A 19460-nucleotide genomic window follows, 5' to 3' on the forward strand; every position below is an offset into this window, starting at 1 on the left:
AGAGTCTCTTAGTATGATAAATGTTGTATTTAAGATATATAAGCTTCACTGTTTATTGGACTGTTGCCAACGGCTTTTAGATAAATAAAAATAGTCCTATTTTTTACAATTCTTTGGTGAGTAAAATGCCCTGGTCAATATTAGAGCTATTAAGAAACAACCCAGAAAAACTCAAAGAAAGCATTAAAAAAAGACAAATGGATGTAAATATAATTGACGAAGTAATTAGTTTGGATAATAAATGGAGAAAAGTTCTAACAGAAATAAATGAACTAAGGCACAGACACAACATAGTAAGTAACGCCATAGCTAAAGCTAAAGATGAAGAAAAAAAGAAATTGCTTGAAGAAGCTAAAGAATTAAGGGCTAAGCTTGAAAATGCTGAAAAAGAGCTCAAAGAGATAGAGAATAAAAGAGACTATGCCCTAAGAAAATTACCCAACATTGTTCTAGATGATGTACCAGTAGGAGGTGAAGAAGCCACAGTACCTATAAGATTTTGGGGAAAGGCAAAGGTATACAAAGAATATATAGAACAATTTAAAGAACAAACAGAAAAATATGGACTAAAAGCTGATTATGAAATAATTGATTATAAACCAGTAGGTCATGCAGATATGCTTGAAAACGTTTTAAAACTAGGAGACACATTAAAGGCGGCTGAAGTCTCAGGGTCAAGATTTTATTATTTGTTTGAAGATATAGTCTGGCTTGATTTCGCTCTTTTATTTTATGCTATTGATAAACTAACATCTAAAGGATACAGTTTAATTTTGCCACCTTATATGCTAAGGTATGATATAATAAATTCAGTTATAGACCTAGCTACTTTTCAGGATGCTATATATAAAATAGAAAACGAAGATCTATATATGATAGCGACGGCAGAACACCCTATTGCTGCCCTATATTATAACGAAGAGTTATATGACGATGAATTACCTAAGAAATATGTTGGATTTAGCCCTGCATTTAGAAAAGAAGCAGGAGCCGGGAATAGAGATTTAAAAGGTATTTTTAGGGTTCATCAATTCCATAAAGTTGAGCAGTTTATATATTCCTTACCAGAAGATAGCAAAAAGTATCATGAAGAGCTTATTTCAAATTCAGAAGAAATTTTTCAAGGATTAGGATTGCCATACAGAGTAGTAAACATTGCTTCTGGAGATTTGGGAGCATGCGCAGTTAAGAAATATGATTTAGAGGTATGGATGCCGGGTCAAGGCAAGTATAGAGAGATGGTTAGCGGAAGCAATTGTACAGATTGGCAAGCCTATAGACTCAACATAAGGCTAGTAAGAAGAAAAGGTATGATTAGGGACTATGTACATACATTAAATAGCACTGGTATTGCATCGACTAGGGCAATAACAGCTATATTAGAAAATTACCAACAATCGGATGGAACAGTTATAATACCTAAGCCTCTTAAAAAATATCTAGAAATGTTTGAAAAAGCACCCAAAGATTTTATAACGCCTAAAAGCAAAAGACCATAAATTTTATAGACTATAGACAAAAGTCTATCTTTACTAGGACTATCCCTTATAAGGTTCCGTCACCAATATATTAAATAGGTGAAAATAGTGAGTCAAGAAATATATTCTAGAGAATTTAAGGAGAAAAAGATAGAGTTCAAAGTTACAAAAAAGGATGAAAAGGAACTTGAATATTATATTATTTCAACATTTGCTGTAGGCTCTTAAAGATTTTTGTTACAAATACATCATTTAGACACTATTAACCTTTCACTATTAAAGGCTTTTATAGAAATATAAACACCAATTAATGTAAATGCTATCATAACAATAAAGTTAATAATCATATAAAGATATTGACCTAATACATAATTTGATATAGCTAATGCTGCATGAGTAAATGGTATAATCAACAGTATAGCTTCTATAAAACGTGGAAGTCTTTGAATATCTACAAATAACGTGCTAAAATAAATAGCAAGAGCTATCATCATAACAAGATAAGACATGGCTTGTGCAGATCTAAGAGATGAACTCCTTAAAACTATTGGTGTTATTATTGCTGCTGTCATTATAACTAGCATAGCGCTTACAGAAAATGTTACAAGAATTAGGACTGCAGTTAGCCTTAAACCTCCTTGTGCTATCATCGATAAATAAATTATAACGCCTAAACTATCAGCTATAGCTGTTATTAAACCAATAACTATTGATGCAAACATCTTCCCTACAATTATTGTTGTCTTAGGAGCAGGTGTTGATATTAATGTTTCTAAAGTTTTTCTTTCTTTCTCACCGAGTATGCTGTCTCCCATAAAAACGATTGCCGGATTTGCAACAAAAAATAACGAAAATTCTAACAATCTTGCAGAAAAGCTTAGCTCAACTTGAGAAGTTGTTGCAGGTTTTCCAGATGGAAGATAGTAGCCAGTAAATATATTAATTGGATTTAAAAAGTTAGTTGTATTTACTTTTATGCCCGAAATATTAGATAGCTTTTGAACTCTATTTACAACTATATTATTTTCTACTTGCCCTAATACGGATTCTATTAATGATTCTACCTCATTACTTTGTATGCTTCCAACTAGGCTTTTTAAATAAACTATTCCAACGCCATTTATATTAGAAATATTGCCATAAAAACCTTTAGGAATTATGAGCAATATATTGTAAACATTTGTTGGAGACGTATTAGATATAGTAACGTTTACCTTTAATCCATTGCCTTTCGCGTAGCTAATGAGCTGAGAAGATATGAATCTAGCTATATCTGTTGAATTTTTATCTAGAACTTCTATGTAAACTGTTGTTGTTTGTGCATAAGTCAAGCCGCTTGCAAGCAAAGCAATTGCAGGTAATCCTATAAATGGTATTAATATCATAGCAGCTAAAGTTCTTTTATCTCTGCTCAAATCCAATAATTCTTTCCATATGATAGCTTTAGACTTCATATTTTTCACCAACAGCTTTGATAAAAGCTTCTTCTAGGTTGACTGAGTTAAAATCTTCTATCGCTGATTTAACTGAACCAGAATAAAGTATTGTACCATATGCAATGAATGTTATCCTATCAGCAAGCATTTCTGCTTCAGACATGTTGTGCGTCGCTATAACAAATGTGGTTCCACTAGAAGACATTGTTTTAATTAGCTTTCTTATTTTATAGGCAGAAAAAACATCTAAACCATTTGTTGGCTCATCTAGCAACACAAGCTTTGGATTATGCATTATTGCTCTGGCTATAAGCAGTCTCTTCTTCATTCCATTACTATACTCTCCCGCTTTTCTTGAGAGATCTTCATGAGTTAGCTCAGATATTTCAGCTCCTCTCTTTATGAATTTTTCAGCTATTTTTTCATCGCCATTGCTATAAATTAATGCAAAAACTCTTAAATTTTCAAAACCTGTAAGCCTTTCATATGGAGAAGAGTCCTCTGGTACATATCCTAAATATTTACTTATTTCATGTTGATTTTTATTAGGATCAAAACCCAAAACTGATAATTTTCCAGAATCATACTTAAGCAATCCAGCCAATATCCTAAAAAGAGTTGTCTTTCCTGCACCATTATGACCTGCTATTACATGTATTTCTCCATACCTAATTTTTAAGTCAACACCTTTTAGTATTTCTTTTTTACCTATTTTCTTATATATTTTTTCAGCTATTATTGAATAATGCGTATTATTGTCTACAGGAACCTCAACCCCTGGAAGCATTATGTTATTCACTAATATACTCTGAGAAACCTGAAAATTAATAGCATTAATGAAACTAGGTGTATAAATATTGGAAGAGGAGGGGGCAACATTAAATGAGTTCCTAGCCAAATATGGTGATAGAGGTTATTATGTATTGAAATCCCTCCTCGATGCATCAAAAACATATAAAAAAGCTAAACTTGGTGATTTTGATTTAAGAGATTTAAAGGACTTTCTTATAAAATATGGTTTAGATTATAACCCAGTTCCTTTATTAGCCAAACTAGAAAAGGAATATCAAATAATAAGGACAACTTATAAATCAGGTTCTCAGCATTGGTGGAATATAATTAATAAAAAGGCATTAGAAGATGCTGTATATGGATACGAAGGGAATTCAGGTAATACCCAAGATCCTAAGCTAAAGTTACTTAAAATACAATTTTATAGTCTTGATCCAGAACATATCTATAATATACTAGAAAAAATATCAAAGAGGAAAAAACTATCATCAGAGGAAAAAGATTTACTTAAAAAGATAGCCTTTAACGATCTACCCATGATAGTTGAATTTTTGACAAAAGCTAAACCTGAATATGAAAATGAGCTTTTAAATGAAATTGATATGGCAGAAAAAATAATTGATATGGCAGAAAGCTTGATAACAAGCCTCAACAAAAAATCAAATAGCATAAAAGAATTTGAATTTGAAGAAACAATAAGCAAAAACAGATTAACTTAGATATTTTATTACCTTATCAACTTCTATAGATTTAGGTAATATTCTTTTATGTTCGCTATCTCTATTCATTTTAAATACTTTTTCATAGACATCAATACTAACACCTGTTAATTCTGATGCCTCTTTTATAGAATAACCTTTATCAATAACTGAATATATTATTAAATCTATCTGGTCATAAGAAATTCCCAGTTCTTTTTCGGCCATTTGCCCACTCCATAGTCTAGGGCTGCTTGGTTTTAATGCCACATTATCTGGTACCCCTAATTTTTGCGCTAACCTTCTAACTTGAGATTTAAGCAAAGAACCTATCGGTAATATATCAACCCCTCCATCACCATATTTTGTGAAATACCCAATAAAGCTTTCACTTCTATCTCCAGTTCCTAAAACTAGTCTTGACATCTTATTAGCATAATAATACAGGATTGTCATTCTAATTCTAGCTCTAACATTTCCTAAGGGGACTTCATCACTCTCTTGATATATAGGTAATGTTGATCTATATACTTCTACAATCGGAGAAATATCTATTATATGCATTTGACCTCCTAACCTTTTAACTAAATCTTTTGCATCATTTATATCTTCTTTAGGAGTAACATTTATATCTGGCATTATTAGGGCGATAACATTTTCTATACCTATAGCTTCAGCTGCTAAATAATACGCAGTAGCAGAGTCGACTCCACCACTTAATCCTACTACATATCCTTTTTTTCCAGAATTTTCTATTTCATTCTTTATAAATTTTTCAATGCTTTTTCTTGCAAATTCATAATCAATGTTTATGACATCGTTTATGGTAATCCCCAATTTACCCACCTCTTATTAGGTTTAAAGCACTATCAAGTATTACTCTAGCAAGGTTTTCTTTTAAAGTTTTCTCTACACTTATTATTTTTCCATTTTTAAATATTAACACTGCTTTATCATAAAGACTTGAAAAACCAATTCCTGACAAATTAGCTGGATTTGCAACAACTATGTCTGAATTGTATTTAGCTATTTTTTCTTTTGCTTTTTCTATAAGCTCTTCATCACTTTTTATGGATTCTGCTGCAAATGATATTAAGACCTTAGGCCTTTTATATATTGATTTCAATGTTTTTTTAGCAGGAGTAAGATTTATGTTATAACTTAATTCACTTCTCATTTTGCCTTCAAACTTTTCAACGTCAAAATCTAATGGGGCTGCAGCTCCTATTATTATATCATAGTTATTTTTAGAAGTAAGTTCAGCAATTTTATTTGCCATTTCTTCTGTTGTATCAACATGATAAGAATTTACAGTATGAGGTATTTGGACTTCAGTATGGCCATGAACTAAATCTACCTCAGCTCCTCTTGAATAAGCCTCTATAGATAATTCTATACCCATTCTTCCAGAGCTCGGATTTGTTATGAACCTAACATCATCGATCCAAGCTCTTGTTGCTCCTGCAGTAATGAGCAACTTTAAGCCCTTCATATCATAACGTCTTAACATATGGGATCCTGTTACTCTTGCAACAAACTGAGGGTCTGGATATTTAGCTACTTCTTCTGCAACATAAGGACTTATTATAAAAACGTAGCTTTGAATTAGCCTTTTTTCTATTTCTTCATATTGCTTTGTATTTTCCATTTTTTCATGCATTGCAGGTACTAATATTATGGGTTTGTTGTATCCCATAAAAGTTATTGCAGTTAAAGATACTGGGTTATCTGTTATGCCATAAGCTATTTTAGACATTGATGAGAATGTAGCTGGGGCGATTAACATTGCATCACACTCTCTTGTTAAAGATATGTGCTCTGTTGCTCCTGTAAGCTTTACAACAGGTTTTATTCCAGTAGCCCAATAAAACATATCAGGACTTATTAGATTGGAGGCCTCTTCACTCATTATAACTTTAACTTTTGCTCCCCTTCTCATTAACCACCTTGCTGTATCTAGTGATCTATAAAGAGAAATACTAGCTGTTACTGCTAATATAATACACTTATCTTTAAGAGTGTCGCTAAAACTTTTTATTATTGTTGATGATGGATGAAACTTAGATTCTTCTGTTTCCAATATCTAACACCTATTATAGCTTATATTAGTTAAAGATTTAAAACCTAAGCTTAACAATAAACAGCTATTAATATTTAACAATAAAATAGAGACTACACTCTTAAGACAAAAAGGAAGACAAACCTCGATGACTTATAACTTCTTAACCATGACATACGCGTCTTCTCCATTTCTATAATATTCCTTAATAATTCTAACTTCTTCAAAACCCATTTTTTTATATAAACTTATAGCGTCTTTATTTGAAACTCTTACTTCTAAATAAACCGCTTCTGTTCCATAGTTGTTTTTCATCCTATTAATTGCCTCATTTAACAAAGCCGTTCCAATTCCTTTTTTTCTATATTCAGGAAGGACGGCTATCGATATAACATGGCCAACCTTATGTGACTCAGAAAACATATTCTTAAAGGAACTCATTATATCTTCTATGCTCCTTTTCTTTTCTTTAATAAGTTCATTTTCTTTACCATATAACACTGGATCCCTTGCATCTTCGACTCTATTCATTATGTACCCAATAATTTTTTTATCCATTTCAGCAACCAGGAAAATGTCTCCCCATCTTTCTAATACAAATTTGTAAAATCCATACCAATAATTTTCTGGTAATGTCCTTAAATTTACTTCCATTACTTCAGGTATATCGTTTTCATCTGCGTTTCTTATAATGAAATTAATCTCTTGGTTCAATTTTCCACCTTTCTAGTTTAAAATTAAAAAAAAGAAGAAATATAAAACCATATATTTATTATTTATTATTAAGCAAGACACTCTTAGATGATTTAAGAAATTTCCTATCATGAAAAACTCTATTTTATTTATATCTTATGTTTGCCTGAGATTTTAATATTATTATATTTAGAACTTTCAAAGCAATTAGCTTCTTATAAATTACGTTCCTAGAACCTTCAAAAACAAAGCTTTTACATAGAGGCTTGTTTTTAGCAAAAAATAAAAATCTACATAAATTAGTATTATAAATGTATATTTAAAAATATTAATTTTTAGATTATAAAATAATTGGGATCAAATTGATAAAAAATGCAATAATTGGTGGCGTTGGTTTTGTTGGCATTAATATAGCTACAGAACTGGCAAAACAAAGCAAAGTTATTGTTATATCTAGAGGATCTTCTATAAAGAAAAGACCAAATATAACAAAAAAGTTAAGAGAAATAGGATCAGAGCTTGTTATTGTAGATAAAATAGATTATCAAAGTTTAAAGGGAATTGATGCAGATAATTTTATATATACTATAGGAAAGCTTTCTGGAGATTTAAAAACCATGATGGATGCACATGTTTATATTTTAAACGACGTAATTAAAATTTCAAAAGAAACTTCGTCTAGAATAATATATATAAGCAGCATAGCTTCAATAGGTGAAGCTAAGTTTGAAAAAGGTTCTATCATTTATGAGGAAGAAAATCATTTGGACAGCAATTTATTTTCACAAAAAACTCCTTACGAAATCTCAAAGGCAGAAGGTGAGAGATTAATATTAAAGAATAAAAAGGAATTAAATAATAAATATGTTATACTTAGACCATCAACAGTTTTTGGACCGTATGCATATGAACCCCAATGGAAAGTTGTCTATAACTTATCAAAAAGGAACATAAAGATAAAGATAGGAGGGGAAAATTTAGTATACTCAAAAGATTTAGCAAGGATTGTCAAGCTATCAACGGAAGGGAATTTTGATGGAAAATGGATATATGTTAATTGGCCTCAAAAAATTGACATTGAAAAGGTATCTTCTTACCTTTGCAATTATTTTAAAAAAAGAAGATGTTTGACAATTCCCTTAAAAGGTTTAATTAAAATTGGAAATTATATTTCTTTACCTTCTTCACCAATAAAGATGATTTATAGATCAATAAAATCCTCTTATATCTATAAAAGTAAATATCTTGACCAATTTAATTTTACCGATTTTGATATAGCATTTAAAGATTTTATTAATTGGGCTGAAAATAATGGATTTAATCCGTAAAATTATTCATGGAATTACTTCTGTTGAATCAGCTGTTGGATCATAATATAGATCTGTTACCTTTATTATGCCTTCTTTAATTAATTGATCTACCTCAGGTATAATAGATAAAACCATTTTTATATATTCTTTGTTAACTTCGTCTATTTCTATAAAGCCTTCTTTTCCCCAGTATGGTTCCATGTGAGCGTAGAGACACCTACCACCGCAATACTTCCTAAATTCACATTTTTTGCAATAATCTGGCATTGGTTCTTCTAATAATTTATATCCATTATATATATCTCCAAGATTTGCCCATTTTTCTCTAACTGCTATTGGACAAGATAAGATTTTTCCATTTGATAAAACTGTAACAGATCTATAGCCTGCTCCACATGGAGAACCAATGTATCCTTGATGGTAATGAGCACTTAATATTCCAACAAATGGAATTATTTTAATAATCTTTCCTTTTTTTAAGTTTTCTACAAAAAATTTGAGCAGTTTTCTTAAGCCTGGTACATAGTTATTTCTTGCCCATGAAACAAAATCCCATTTATTAGACCAGACAACATCCAATTGCCAATGTATTTTGTCAAATAAGTTTAATTCTATTAAATGAATGACCTCTTCATATATATTTGAATCATTTGTTACAGTCATTCTTGCTATTGTTTCTATATTAGGATTTACATTTTTTATGTATTTTGCAGCTTCTATAACTTTTTTATAAGTCCCCTTTCCTCTATGTTTATCGTTTATCTCTTGCCTACCATCTATCGATAATAATGCTACATTAATTTTTTTCCAATAATCCTTAGGTAATAATTTTACTAATAAACCGTTAGTTTGTATTCCAAATCTCGCTTTTTCTAAATTATCTATAACCTTTTCGATAAATTTATAATTTAATAATGGTTCACCGCCATAAAATATTATAGTTGGTGATTTATCTTTTTCAACTAATTTTTTTAAATTTTCAATATTATAGCTTACTTTCCATGGCACTATTTCTTTTGGAAAAGAGCCTCCACAATAGTCGCATTTTAAATTGCATTCGCCTGTTGTTATTATTAGCCACAGCATTATCTCTCACTTAATTATCTAAATAAAAATGGACCGGCCGGGATTTGAACCCGGGGCCTCTCGGGTGCAAGCCGAGCGCTCTTCCAGTCTGAGCTACCGGCCCACGCGATAATTATCGTTTCTCCTAGGATTTAAAAATAATAATAAAAATATCTTATTTACTTGTTATACGCATACTAATAAATTAATAACCTCTAAATTCACATTTACGAGGGAAAGGTGACTGATATGTCAGAAGAAGACTTGCTAAAAAACTATGATAAGCTTTTAGAAAGAGTTTACCAAAAAATACCTCCAAAAAGCGGTACATCTGATCTACAACTTCCAGAGGCACAACTCATAAGAGTAGGAACACAAACTATAATTAAGAATTTTAGAGATATATCACAAAAATTAAAAAGAGATCCTCAGCTTGTTTCAAGATATTTACTTAAAGAATTAGCATCAGCCGGTTCTTATGAAGATTATTCAGGCCAACTAATATTAAATGTAAAGGTATCTAGAAAGGTTATTGAGCAATTATTAGATATTTTTGTAAAATCTTATGTAAAATGCCCAACATGCGGTAGTATAGATACAAAAATAGAACACCGTGGCAAGATATGGGTATTAGTATGCGAAGCCTGTGGGGCCGAACAACCAGTTAAAGCATTTTAATTAATATTTATTTATTTTAAAATATAAAAATAAAATTTAAATAGAATAATAAATACTTATATATTAAATCGTTTATTATTTGTATTTTAAATTAGTTTTTAACCACTTATTATAATTTTTTAATCGGAAACTATAGACTTGGGTGAATGGATTGCCTGATTTACCAACTAAATTTGATGTCATTATTGTCGGAGCAGGACCTTCAGGGTCTTCCGCAGCATATTTACTAGCAAAAAAGGGGTTTAAAGTACTTCTTATAGAAAGAGGGAGAGGATTAGGGGATAAAAACCTCTATGGAGGAAGAGTTTATGCACCACCAATAAGAGAAGTTTGGCCCCAACTAGATAAAGAAGCACCTATACAAAGATGGGTCACTAAAGAAAGAATAAGTATGGTCCAAGGAGATAAAGCCATAACATTTGAATATAAGGCTGAGAAAAAGATTAGCTTTGTCTCATATTTAACGCAGCTAACACAATGGATGTCTAAAAAAGCTGAAGATGCTGGTGCATTATTTGTAACGGAAGTAACCATAGATGAAATAGTAATGAAAGATGGAAAAGCTGTAGGAGTAAGAAGTGGTCCAGATTTCATTGAAGCTGATGTAGTTGTCGACGCTGAAGGAGTTAATAGGCTTTTACTAGAAAGACTAGGTATTGTTGAAAGATTAAAGCCGGATAACATAGCCCTTGGAGTTAAAGAAATACTTAAGGTAGGTGCAAACAACATAGAATCATCATTTAATCTTAATCCAGATGAAGGTGTAGCATGGGTTATTATGGGTGATATAACTAAAGGATTACCGGGAGGAGGCTTTATATATACAAATAAGGATAGCATTAGCATGGGTTTAGTTCTACATCTTAAGCACTCGATAGATTTTATTCAAAACGGAAAATTTGATGAGCACGTATCAAAGCTTATTGAAGAATTTAGGTTTCACCCATATTTTAAGCCTTATTGGAAAGATGCGATAATTTCAGAATACGGAGCTCATTTAACAATAGAAGGAGCAACACACTTCATGCCACAAAAGTTTGCGTATCCCGGATTATTAATCGTAGGCGATGCGGCAGGATTACTATTATCTACAGGATATACCTTTAGAGGGGTAGATTATGCAGTATACAGCGGAAAGCTTGCTGCCGAAGCTGTTGAATTTGCTAGAAACAATGGAGGTTTTACGTATGAGAACCTACAAATATATGATAAAAATGTTAGAAGCAGCTTTATGTATAGCGAGCTGTTTAAACATAGGGGAGCTGAACAACTAATGAATGACCCTATATTAATGTCTAAATATCCCTCAATATTAATTAAGGTTATGGAGAAAATGTTTGAAGGAGAATATAAACAAGAAACAGTTTACGATGCATTAATGCAAGCATTAAAAGAAGAAAAGGTTGGACCTTTTGATTTAATTTCTCAGGCTTTTGGGTTGGTGAAAGGCATATGAGCACAAGCACGCAAAGTAGTGAGAAGAAAAAGGAAGAAAAACCAATGAAATTGGAAGATATATTACAGAGCGACATATGGAATGTAGACGAAGATCCTCATATAATCGTTGATTATAACAAATGCGGTAACTGTAAGACAAAACCATGCGTTTACCTCTGCCCAGCTGGTTGTTATGTTTTATCTGATAATGGAATTGTTTTCAGTTATGAAGGTTGCGTTGAATGCGGAACATGCAGAGTTATATGCCCATTAGAAGCAATTACATGGAATTATCCAAAAAGTGGAAAAGGTATTTTCTATAGGTTTACATGAGGGTGGTATAAATGAGAATTATTGTTGGTATGAAATGGGTTCCGGGTACAACGTCTGTAAGGATTGATCCTAAAACAGGTACTTTGATTAGAGAAGGTGTACCGAGTATTGTAAACCCACATGATATGCCTGCTATAGAATTAGCTTTACAGCTAAAAGATGCTTATGGAGGAGAAGTAATAGCGTTAACTATGTCTCCTCCACCGGCGATAAGAGGATTAGAGTATTTAATAGGAATGGGAGTTGATAGAGCTATATTAGTTTCGGATAGAGTTTATGCTGGAGCAGACACACTAGCAACAAGTTACGTATTAGCAAAAGCCATTGAGAAAATAGATAAAGAAATAGGTAAAGTTGATTTAGTAGTTTTTGGTCAAGAAACTATAGATTCTAGTACTGCACATATAGGAGCGCAAACTGCTAGCTGGCTTGATTGGCCTTATATTTATTATGCTCATAGCGCTAAATTGATAGATAATAACAAAATCCTAGTTGAAAGAGTATTAGAAAATGCCATAGAAGATTGGGAGGTAGATTTACCTGCTGTTATAGCTACCCATATGAAAGCACTAAAACCAAGGCCTGTTAGGCTATTAAATAAAATAAGATACAAAGTTGAGAAGCCTCTCACCACTTGGACAAATAATGAATTAAAGCTTGACCCTAGATGTACTGGACTAAAAGGATCACCTACAATAGTTGCAAAAACAGTCGACGTACCTGAAGTGCCAAGAAAGAAAGTTATTTATACTCCTAAAGATGGAGAAGATGCTGCAAAATGGCTTATAAAGACTTTAATGGAGGATGAAAAGGCGTCTAAAGCTTTGATTAAAGCTCTAAAGGAAGGGGGTGGAAAGTAATGAGCTCTGCTAAAAGCGATTGCAATGTATGTCCTGAATGGGATTGTCAGAACTTAAATGATTTCAAAAACGTCTGGGTAGTAGGAGAAGTTGATGAGAATGGCTTATCTGAGCCAAGCCTACAGATGCTAACACCTGCAAATAAAATAGCAACAAAATTAAACACAAAAATCGTAGGATTATTAGTTGGCCATAATGTTAAAAAATATGCTAAAGAATTTATTGAATATGGCGCAGACGAAGTTATTGTCTTGGATGATGAGAGGCTATCAATGTACTCCCCTCATATATATGCCAGAACTATAGCCGAGTTAGCCAAAAAGTACAAACCTGCTGTAATTTTCATTTCAGCTACTATGAAAGGTAGAGAATTGGGTCCATATGTCGCTAATACTCTGAGAGCAGGAATAACGGCTGATTGTACAGATTTCGATGTAGATGAAAAAACAAAAGATGTATTATTAATAAGACCTCCATTTGGTGCTGTATTGCTTGCTTATATAAAAACTCCTACTAGAAGACCTCAAATAGGTACAGCAAGACCTAATGTTTTCAAGTTACCGCCCAGGGATCCGAATAGAAAAGGAGAAATTATTGAAGAGAGTATTGATTATATATCTCAGCCAAAAGCTAGATTAGTTTCAAGAAAAACTCTTGCAGTGAATGAAGTCCCAATAGAAAAAGCTGAATTAATAGTTAGCGGAGGAAAGGGGCTTGGAAATATAGAGGGGTTCAAATTACTAGAAGAATTAGCATCTAAAATGAATGCTGCTGTTGCAGGTAGCAGAAAAGCTGTTGATATGGGATGGATACCACATGAAAAACAAGTTGGGCAAACAGGTAAATCTGTTAAACCTATATTATATTTGGCTATAGGAATAAGCGGTGCTGCGCAACATATGTTTGGAATAAGAGAAGCAGAAGTTGTTGTAGCTATTAATAACGATCCTAGCGCGCCAATATTTTCGCAAGCAGATTATGGAATAGTTGGTGACTATAAACAAATAATCCCAGCTCTAATAAAAGAGATAGAATCTCTTAAAAAACAATTAAAAGGAGACTGATTTTTTTGAACAACTTAGAAGAATTTATTTCTTCTTTAAGAAAATATGGTCATCTAACTGGATTTAAGCTAGATATAGAAACAGCAAGAAAAATTGAAGAAATACAACTCAACATAATAAACGATGTAAACAATAAATTAACTAATTTAAATTTAGATGATCTCAACAAGCTAATTTCAGAACTTTCACAAAACGGAACAATGCAAACGTTAATAAAAGAAGCATCTAAAGCTTTAGGAGAAGAAATAGATATTAATAATGCCGATGAGGCATTTAAAGAGGCTTTGGAAGGTAATATGAATTTTAAAGGAGCAAAGGCATCTTTAATAGCTCTCCAAGCCGTATCTAGACTTTATGCCGAAAAATATAAAGAAAAAAATGGGGAAATCTTAAATTTAACCCCGTATTGTCCTATATGTGGTTCTGAAAGCAAGACAATGATAAAAGCAAATAATGAATATAAAATGGTTTGTCATTTTTGCGGGTATATATGGAAAGTTTCAGAAAAGAAAATTGTTTGCCCTTATTGTGGAAATAATGAGGAATTCAGCCTAGGAGTTTTCAGCGATAAAGAAGGTAGAGTGGGTTTAGTATATTGCCAGAATTGTAAATCAAGTTGGAGAATAATTCTTGATGAATCAATTAAGGCGCCATCCATAGTACTTCCATTAATTGCTTTAGGAGGAGAGAAGTTTAAAGGGGCATTACCAATTTCCGATTAATAATTTGTTTATTTTTTAATAGATAAATCAAAGCTGTTTATTGTGTTGTTTATAATGTTAACAATATTTAGCCCACTACATGCTTGATATATAGACAAACCATACCCAAATGTTATTAAAGATAATAAAGGGTTATCGAATATACAATTTTTGTAGTTTTGTGACAGTTGAGATAATTTTTTTAATGTAATACTTTGATAGTATTGAACCAATGGCATCCCTATTATTACAAAATATAGCATCATTAAAATTGCTATTAATACAATATTAAGAGCTAAGCTTTCATTTTTATTAAGCAATACTTTTTCTATTCTTTTTAATATCAGTAAATAAGTAATTTCCATAGCAGATCCAGCGAAAGCTAATGTAATTGCCAAAACTACTAAAGATAATGATAATGTTTGATAAGATTTTAATAAATTAGATAATATACCTACTATAATTCCAGAACTCATCAAAATTGGGGGCACAATAATTTCATATGATCTGAAGTACTTAAGGGAAGAGCTAAGTAACTCCAATTTCTTATTTGCTTCTTGAACATTTTCCGTAACATTTCACCATCTATTTGTAAAAAATAGGTAGTTTTATAACTTTCATACTGATTTTTTGGAAATAAAATGTATGACCTCATAAAACAAGGAATCTAACTATTTTGGCTCTACTTCAGTTCTTATATTTAAAATCTTAGAAAGATATTTGGCTATATACCAAGAATCTTGACTTCTTGTACCATCTATTATAACTTTTCTAGGGTTGGATTCCTTTATATATTCTATAATTTCTTTAAATGTTGCATGATCGCTAAAAGATACATTAAACTGATTTTCGCTTACCTTAACTGCAATTCCCCTAAGTTCCCAACCAGTTAACATAATATGAGTGCCTTCAAGCCTACTAAAATCCTGATGCCTAAATGTGTGAACAAAAATAATCGAATCACCTTCTACCAATTCTTTATTAAATATTGTTGTATCTCCTAAGTTAACTCCATAATAATTGGATGCTATTTGAGCCATCCTTAAGGTTTTTTCATCTGCTAAAAATTTATTCTTTATACCCCGTTCTCTTAACAATATCATAATTTCTTGCAATTTTCCATTATATCCATAAATCCATATTGGACCTCTTTTTGTATATTCTTCTATTAAGTTCATTAAAGCCCCTAATGCATCCCAATCAGCCCAACCTCTTTGATACTTTAGATTTCCATACGTTGCATCAACTACTAATGTATCTAAGTCTTTTAATGGTTCCGTTCCAGGTAATTTAAAATCTCCAGTATATCCCATTGTTCCATTCTTTGTTTCGACCATAACTTGAGCACTTCCAGCTATATGCCTTGATTTTTTTAATGTTATCTTTTCATCCATTATATCTATGGTTTTGTCATAATCTAGCTTCATGGACTTTTCTTCCGGTATATGATAACCCAGTATGTTCAAGAACTCATGCGTTATTGGAGTTGCAATAATAAAAATGCTTTCCTTTATGCTTTTTCTCAAACCTTTCATATGATCCTCGTGAGCATGGGTAACAACTCTTATAGGCCTATTGCTATAACCATCTACTGTAAAATTGTTACCTAACAATATTGCTCCATTCTTATCAATTTTGGCATCCATTTTAGTTCACTTTTATTATTATTAAGCTGAGTTTTATATCTCTAATTTTATATCTTTAACAAACCTGGATAAAACCATTTTTTATTATATTTTTCTTTAAGTTCATCCCACTCAGACAACAACTTAATAGCCTCCAACGCAACTTTAGATGCATTATTAATTCCAACATTCGGAATAAATTCATCTTTTATTCTGTTCGCAATAGCTGCACAAACACAACCTGCTCTTGCATTGAAAATTTGCGAAAGAGTAAATAGTGTTGCAGCCTCCATCTCAAATGCCATTACATTTAGCTTCATTAATTCCTCAACTATATTTTCTTTATTTTTTGGTAAATAACCATTAAATCCTGGTCTTCCCTGGCCTACATAAAAAGTATCTGTACTAGCAACCAAACCCACATGATATCTTATATTTAAGCTCTCAGCAGCTTGAATCAAAGCATTAACAATTTCAAAGCTTGCTACTGCAGGATACGCCTTATCAACATAATCGCTACTAGCTCCATCGAGCCTATAAGAGCCGGTTCCAATTATCAAATCGCCTATATCTATATATGATTGCAAAGCTCCCGATGTCCCAACCCTTATAAAAGTATTTGAACCAATTCTAAGTAACTCCTCTAATGCTATAGATATCGAAGGACCACCTATACCAGTGCTTGTCACAGATATATCAACACCTTTATATTTCCCATTTGCCGTCCTATACTCTCTATGAGAAGATATTATTTTATAGGAATCCATGTAGGAAGTTATTATATCCACTCTATCCGGATCTCCTGGAAGAAGAACGTATTTGGAGACTTCTCCTGATGAAAGAGATATATGATATTGCTTACCTTCTTTTGTTTCGGGTTTTTTAGCACTTATGATTTTTTCATCCATAACACATTCCCCCTAAATTAACTGACCCTCGCTTTCAGCAGGGTATTCATTAATTTTGTAACTATCCCTAGGTATTTTAAACCTAAGTGCAAAAGTTAACAAATCATTATTGTAAGCATTATATTTTATTGCTACCTTATCTCCATTAATGAATCAACTATAAGAATTCTGAATGCTTATTCAAAGCACAATATTTTTCAGAATTCAAAAAATTTTCATGTCTTAGAATATAAAATATGTTTTTATTTTATTAGAAATTAATTTAATATAATAAAAATTCTAAAAATCTAAAACATCACTTCAAAAGATATAATAAACCCAAAGAAATTGATTAATGGCTCCTTTGTTAGAGGGGATGGTCCCGCCGCGGGGAATTGAACCCCGGACCACCCGGTATCGGCAAAGAAAGGCCGATACAGCCCTGTCCCACTACAGCCGGGCGCTCTGCCGCTGAGCTACGGCGGGCCGGCTTCATTTATAGATAGGTGACTAGGGATTTAAGGATTTTGCTCTTTTTTATAATTAAGTTTAAAATTATTTAACAATTCAATGCAATTATTATAAATTGTGTTCTCATTTATTTTAATCTCGCTCTCTTTTTTATCCATAAAATATCTCAAAGATATTATTTCAATTGTATTTGGTGTTATTGCAATTAAACCTTTACACTTTTCACTTATATTAAAATAACAAAGCTCTACATCTTTTATAGAAATTCTATTTATACAATCTGGTTTGATATTTATTTCTTCATAATAATCCATAGAATAAATAATTTCTTTATCTGTTATAATTTTAACTCCTTTTTGTTTATTGCTCAAAACAAACTCTTCAATCAAAACATGCACCTAAAAATTTATTCCTTAATTAATGGAGAAGCTATTGTTAATTGAGAACCACAATAAGGACAGTGATATCTTAGTCTCTTTGCATCAGCTGCACAGAAATAAGCATCTACAGTTTTTCCACATTTAGGACATACATAAACTACCTCTTCGTGCCTTGCATTTGGTTTTTGGCCTGATAAATCTAAGTACCTTCCACAAATACGGCACCTTACTGTTATCCAACCTACATGACCCATTGCATTTGCTCCTTTCGCTAATCCTATTGTCACTTTTCTGCACCTTTATGATTTTTTAGCAATTCGGCTTTAAATGTTTTCCTAATATTTTCAATTTGCTTATATGGATTTAAAAAGTAGGTTTATAATTCCTAATTCTGTATAGCATAAGAAGGGGAAAGAAATATGGTTTCAAAAGCAACAACTATAATGTTAATATTGTTTGCAGCTACTTTAATATCTGCTGGAATTGGGCTCTATACTTATAGCGGTTATTCTAAACCACTTTCACATATATATCCGCAACCCCCATTAAGTAAAATTTTAAATAAAATATCTTATATGCAATATCAAATTTATTCTCCTATATTTGGAAATTCCTATGTTAAACTTTTTAACAATGCAACATATCAAAACGGTACCGCATTATTATACAATGTTACTACAAATAGTGTTGTTGAAAAAATAGTCTACAAATACAATGAAACAGGATTAACTTTTTTAGGCGTCGTAATAGGTAATGTAACAATCCCTATAAATGCATCAAACTATTATACATTCTATACTAGTTCATATTACTTTACTAATCCTTATACAGGAACTTCTTATTTAGAACCATTCCCTGGTATAGGCCCTCTTTACGCAATTTATTATATTGGTCAAATATATAAAGTTGATTGGCAAGCAATCTCTTTAGGTCAAGCACAACCACCAAATTCTTATGCAACAATAAATATGGGATTTACTGATATACCGGTCTTCAATAAAAAGTATCCAGGTTTTGAAATATCAATATCTCCAGCGTCAACTGCTGTAATGCCAGCAAATTATCCTGTAACCTTCACAGCAACTGTAGTATATATTGATGGGGTTTCAATTGCATCGCAAATGACTATAGGAGTAAGTTCCGCTAATTACTTATCTTATACATTAACATCATTAAACTCAAACATTTCTTCATAATAAATATTATTTAATGTACTTATTTTAATATCTTCCGCATCTATAAAATATTTTGCAAACTCTATTATGTTTTCTATTGTAGGGTTCCTAAAGGATTTTTTATATAAATTTACTAAAGTTTTATTATCTATTAAATGCAAAAAATATGATACTCTTTTATATAATCTAATTCCATCACTGTTTAATCTCTCATCCCTACTAAAAAATTCTCCATAATTTTCGAGAAGCTTTATTAATATATTTTTTATTTCTTTGTTAGCTTTAGCTCCCTCAGAGCTTGCACCCATAAATCATCAC

General features: G+C 31.6%; 22 protein-coding genes and 2 tRNA genes. 10 read left to right on the forward strand and 14 right to left on the reverse strand.

What is annotated here, in order from left to right; all coding sequences use genetic code 11:
* Positions 1 to 125 precede the first annotated feature (125 nt).
* The gene (serS, locus tag ACP5GV_RS05200) at positions 126 to 1499 is read left to right on the forward strand and encodes a serine--tRNA ligase (protein ID WP_428102682.1); all 1374 of its coding nucleotides are present in this window, start codon (positions 126 to 128) and stop codon (positions 1497 to 1499) included.
* Between the two features lie 227 nt (positions 1500 to 1726).
* Here the strand turns inward: serS and ACP5GV_RS05205 are convergent, their stop codons facing one another.
* A complete protein-coding gene (locus ACP5GV_RS05205; RefSeq protein ID WP_428102684.1) occupies positions 1727 to 2932 on the reverse strand; it encodes an ABC transporter permease in 1206 nt (401 codons plus the stop codon).
* On the reverse strand, positions 2922 to 3713 hold the full coding sequence (locus ACP5GV_RS05210; protein ID WP_292320221.1) for an ABC transporter ATP-binding protein: 792 nt from the start codon (positions 3711 to 3713) through the stop codon (positions 2922 to 2924). Before ACP5GV_RS05210 ends, ACP5GV_RS05205 begins: the two co-directional genes overlap by 11 nt.
* A 58-nt stretch (positions 3714 to 3771) precedes the next feature.
* Between ACP5GV_RS05210 and ACP5GV_RS05215 the strand changes: the two genes are divergently transcribed.
* Positions 3772 to 4425 (forward strand): hypothetical protein, encoded by a 654-nt coding sequence (locus ACP5GV_RS05215; protein ID WP_428068777.1) that lies wholly within the window; start codon positions 3772 to 3774, stop codon positions 4423 to 4425.
* On the opposite strand, the gene ACP5GV_RS05220 is transcribed toward ACP5GV_RS05215, so the two are convergent.
* From ACP5GV_RS05220 to rimI, 3 genes are all read right to left on the reverse strand, one after another.
* Positions 4417 to 5250, reverse strand: coding sequence for an NAD+ synthase (locus tag ACP5GV_RS05220; RefSeq protein WP_428068775.1), 834 nt, complete (start codon positions 5248 to 5250; stop codon positions 4417 to 4419). The two genes, ACP5GV_RS05215 and ACP5GV_RS05220, sit on opposite strands and share 9 nt — an antisense overlap.
* Positions 5243 to 6484 carry a bifunctional phosphopantothenoylcysteine decarboxylase/phosphopantothenate--cysteine ligase CoaBC gene (gene coaBC / locus ACP5GV_RS05225; protein WP_428068773.1) on the reverse strand — a complete coding sequence of 414 codons (1242 nt, stop codon included), beginning with the start codon at positions 6482 to 6484 and terminating at the stop codon, positions 5243 to 5245. Before coaBC ends, ACP5GV_RS05220 begins: the two co-directional genes overlap by 8 nt.
* Positions 6485 to 6616: 132 nt before the next feature.
* Positions 6617 to 7177: a ribosomal protein S18-alanine N-acetyltransferase gene (gene rimI / locus ACP5GV_RS05230; protein ID WP_428068772.1), complete on the reverse strand. Its 561-nt coding sequence runs from the start codon at positions 7175 to 7177 to the stop codon at positions 6617 to 6619.
* A 341-nt stretch (positions 7178 to 7518) separates the two neighbouring features.
* Between rimI and ACP5GV_RS05235 the strand changes: the two genes are divergently transcribed.
* Entirely contained in the window at positions 7519 to 8484 is a 966-nt protein-coding gene (locus ACP5GV_RS05235; protein WP_428068770.1) for an NAD-dependent epimerase/dehydratase family protein, read from the forward strand.
* A gap of 6 nt (positions 8485 to 8490) precedes the next feature.
* Here the strand turns inward: ACP5GV_RS05235 and ACP5GV_RS05240 are convergent, their stop codons facing one another.
* Both ACP5GV_RS05240 and ACP5GV_RS05245 read right to left on the reverse strand, forming a co-directional pair.
* A complete protein-coding gene (locus tag ACP5GV_RS05240) occupies positions 8491 to 9552 on the reverse strand; it encodes a TIGR04084 family radical SAM/SPASM domain-containing protein (RefSeq protein WP_428068768.1) in 1062 nt (353 codons plus the stop codon).
* Between the two features lie 29 nt (positions 9553 to 9581).
* A tRNA-Ala gene (locus ACP5GV_RS05245) sits at positions 9582 to 9655 on the reverse strand.
* A gap of 125 nt (positions 9656 to 9780) precedes the next feature.
* Here ACP5GV_RS05245 and ACP5GV_RS05250 point away from each other — a divergent pair.
* The 6 genes from ACP5GV_RS05250 to fdhE all read left to right on the forward strand — a co-directional run bounded on the left by ACP5GV_RS05250 (position 9781) and on the right by fdhE (position 14625).
* Positions 9781 to 10209, forward strand: a complete 429-nt coding sequence (locus ACP5GV_RS05250) for a translation initiation factor IF-2 subunit beta (protein WP_428068766.1) — start codon at positions 9781 to 9783, stop codon at positions 10207 to 10209.
* Between the two features lie 142 nt (positions 10210 to 10351).
* A complete protein-coding gene (locus ACP5GV_RS05255) occupies positions 10352 to 11665 on the forward strand; it encodes an FAD-dependent oxidoreductase (RefSeq protein WP_428068764.1) in 1314 nt (437 codons plus the stop codon).
* Positions 11662 to 11979 (forward strand): ferredoxin family protein, encoded by a 318-nt coding sequence (locus ACP5GV_RS05260; RefSeq protein ID WP_292320202.1) that lies wholly within the window; start codon positions 11662 to 11664, stop codon positions 11977 to 11979. The genes ACP5GV_RS05255 and ACP5GV_RS05260 overlap by 4 nt, the downstream gene beginning before the upstream one ends.
* 11 nt (positions 11980 to 11990) lie before the next feature.
* Positions 11991 to 12839 carry an electron transfer flavoprotein subunit beta/FixA family protein gene (locus ACP5GV_RS05265; RefSeq protein ID WP_292320200.1) on the forward strand — a complete coding sequence of 283 codons (849 nt, stop codon included), beginning with the start codon at positions 11991 to 11993 and terminating at the stop codon, positions 12837 to 12839.
* Positions 12839 to 13903 (forward strand): electron transfer flavoprotein subunit alpha/FixB family protein, encoded by a 1065-nt coding sequence (locus ACP5GV_RS05270; protein WP_428102686.1) that lies wholly within the window; start codon positions 12839 to 12841, stop codon positions 13901 to 13903. The genes ACP5GV_RS05265 and ACP5GV_RS05270 overlap by 1 nt, the downstream gene beginning before the upstream one ends.
* Positions 13904 to 13908: 5 nt before the next feature.
* Entirely contained in the window at positions 13909 to 14625 is a 717-nt protein-coding gene (gene fdhE / locus ACP5GV_RS05275) for a formate dehydrogenase accessory protein FdhE (protein ID WP_428102688.1), read from the forward strand.
* 8 nt (positions 14626 to 14633) lie between these two features.
* On the opposite strand, the gene ACP5GV_RS05280 is transcribed toward fdhE, so the two are convergent.
* From ACP5GV_RS05280 to ACP5GV_RS05305, 6 genes are all read right to left on the reverse strand, one after another.
* Complete coding sequence (locus ACP5GV_RS05280) at positions 14634 to 15146, reverse strand: hypothetical protein (RefSeq protein WP_428102691.1); 513 nt, start codon at positions 15144 to 15146, stop codon at positions 14634 to 14636.
* Positions 15147 to 15275: 129 nt separating this feature from the next.
* Complete coding sequence (locus ACP5GV_RS05285) at positions 15276 to 16250, reverse strand: MBL fold metallo-hydrolase (RefSeq protein WP_428068756.1); 975 nt, start codon at positions 16248 to 16250, stop codon at positions 15276 to 15278.
* A gap of 47 nt (positions 16251 to 16297) precedes the next feature.
* Positions 16298 to 17137, reverse strand: a complete 840-nt coding sequence (udp, locus tag ACP5GV_RS05290; RefSeq protein ID WP_428068755.1) for a nucleoside phosphorylase — start codon at positions 17135 to 17137, stop codon at positions 16298 to 16300.
* A gap of 356 nt (positions 17138 to 17493) precedes the next feature.
* Positions 17494 to 17602 (reverse strand) — tRNA-Tyr (locus ACP5GV_RS05295).
* A 32-nt stretch (positions 17603 to 17634) separates the two neighbouring features.
* Entirely contained in the window at positions 17635 to 17976 is a 342-nt protein-coding gene (locus ACP5GV_RS05300; protein WP_428068753.1) for a hypothetical protein, read from the reverse strand.
* Positions 17977 to 17993: 17 nt separating this feature from the next.
* A complete protein-coding gene (locus tag ACP5GV_RS05305; RefSeq protein ID WP_292320186.1) occupies positions 17994 to 18254 on the reverse strand; it encodes a hypothetical protein in 261 nt (86 codons plus the stop codon).
* A 132-nt stretch (positions 18255 to 18386) separates the two neighbouring features.
* On the opposite strand from ACP5GV_RS05305, the gene ACP5GV_RS05310 reads away from it, so the two are divergent.
* Positions 18387 to 19163 (forward strand): hypothetical protein, encoded by a 777-nt coding sequence (locus ACP5GV_RS05310; protein ID WP_428090034.1) that lies wholly within the window; start codon positions 18387 to 18389, stop codon positions 19161 to 19163.
* On the opposite strand, the gene ACP5GV_RS05315 is transcribed toward ACP5GV_RS05310, so the two are convergent.
* The gene (locus tag ACP5GV_RS05315) at positions 19124 to 19450 is read right to left on the reverse strand and encodes a hypothetical protein (protein ID WP_428068751.1); all 327 of its coding nucleotides are present in this window, start codon (positions 19448 to 19450) and stop codon (positions 19124 to 19126) included. The two genes, ACP5GV_RS05310 and ACP5GV_RS05315, sit on opposite strands and share 40 nt — an antisense overlap.
* Positions 19451 to 19460: the final 10 nt, after the last annotated feature.

This window comes from Caldisphaera sp., assembly GCF_049974385.1.
In the GTDB taxonomy this organism is placed as follows: domain Archaea; phylum Thermoproteota; class Thermoprotei_A; order Sulfolobales; family Acidilobaceae; genus Caldisphaera.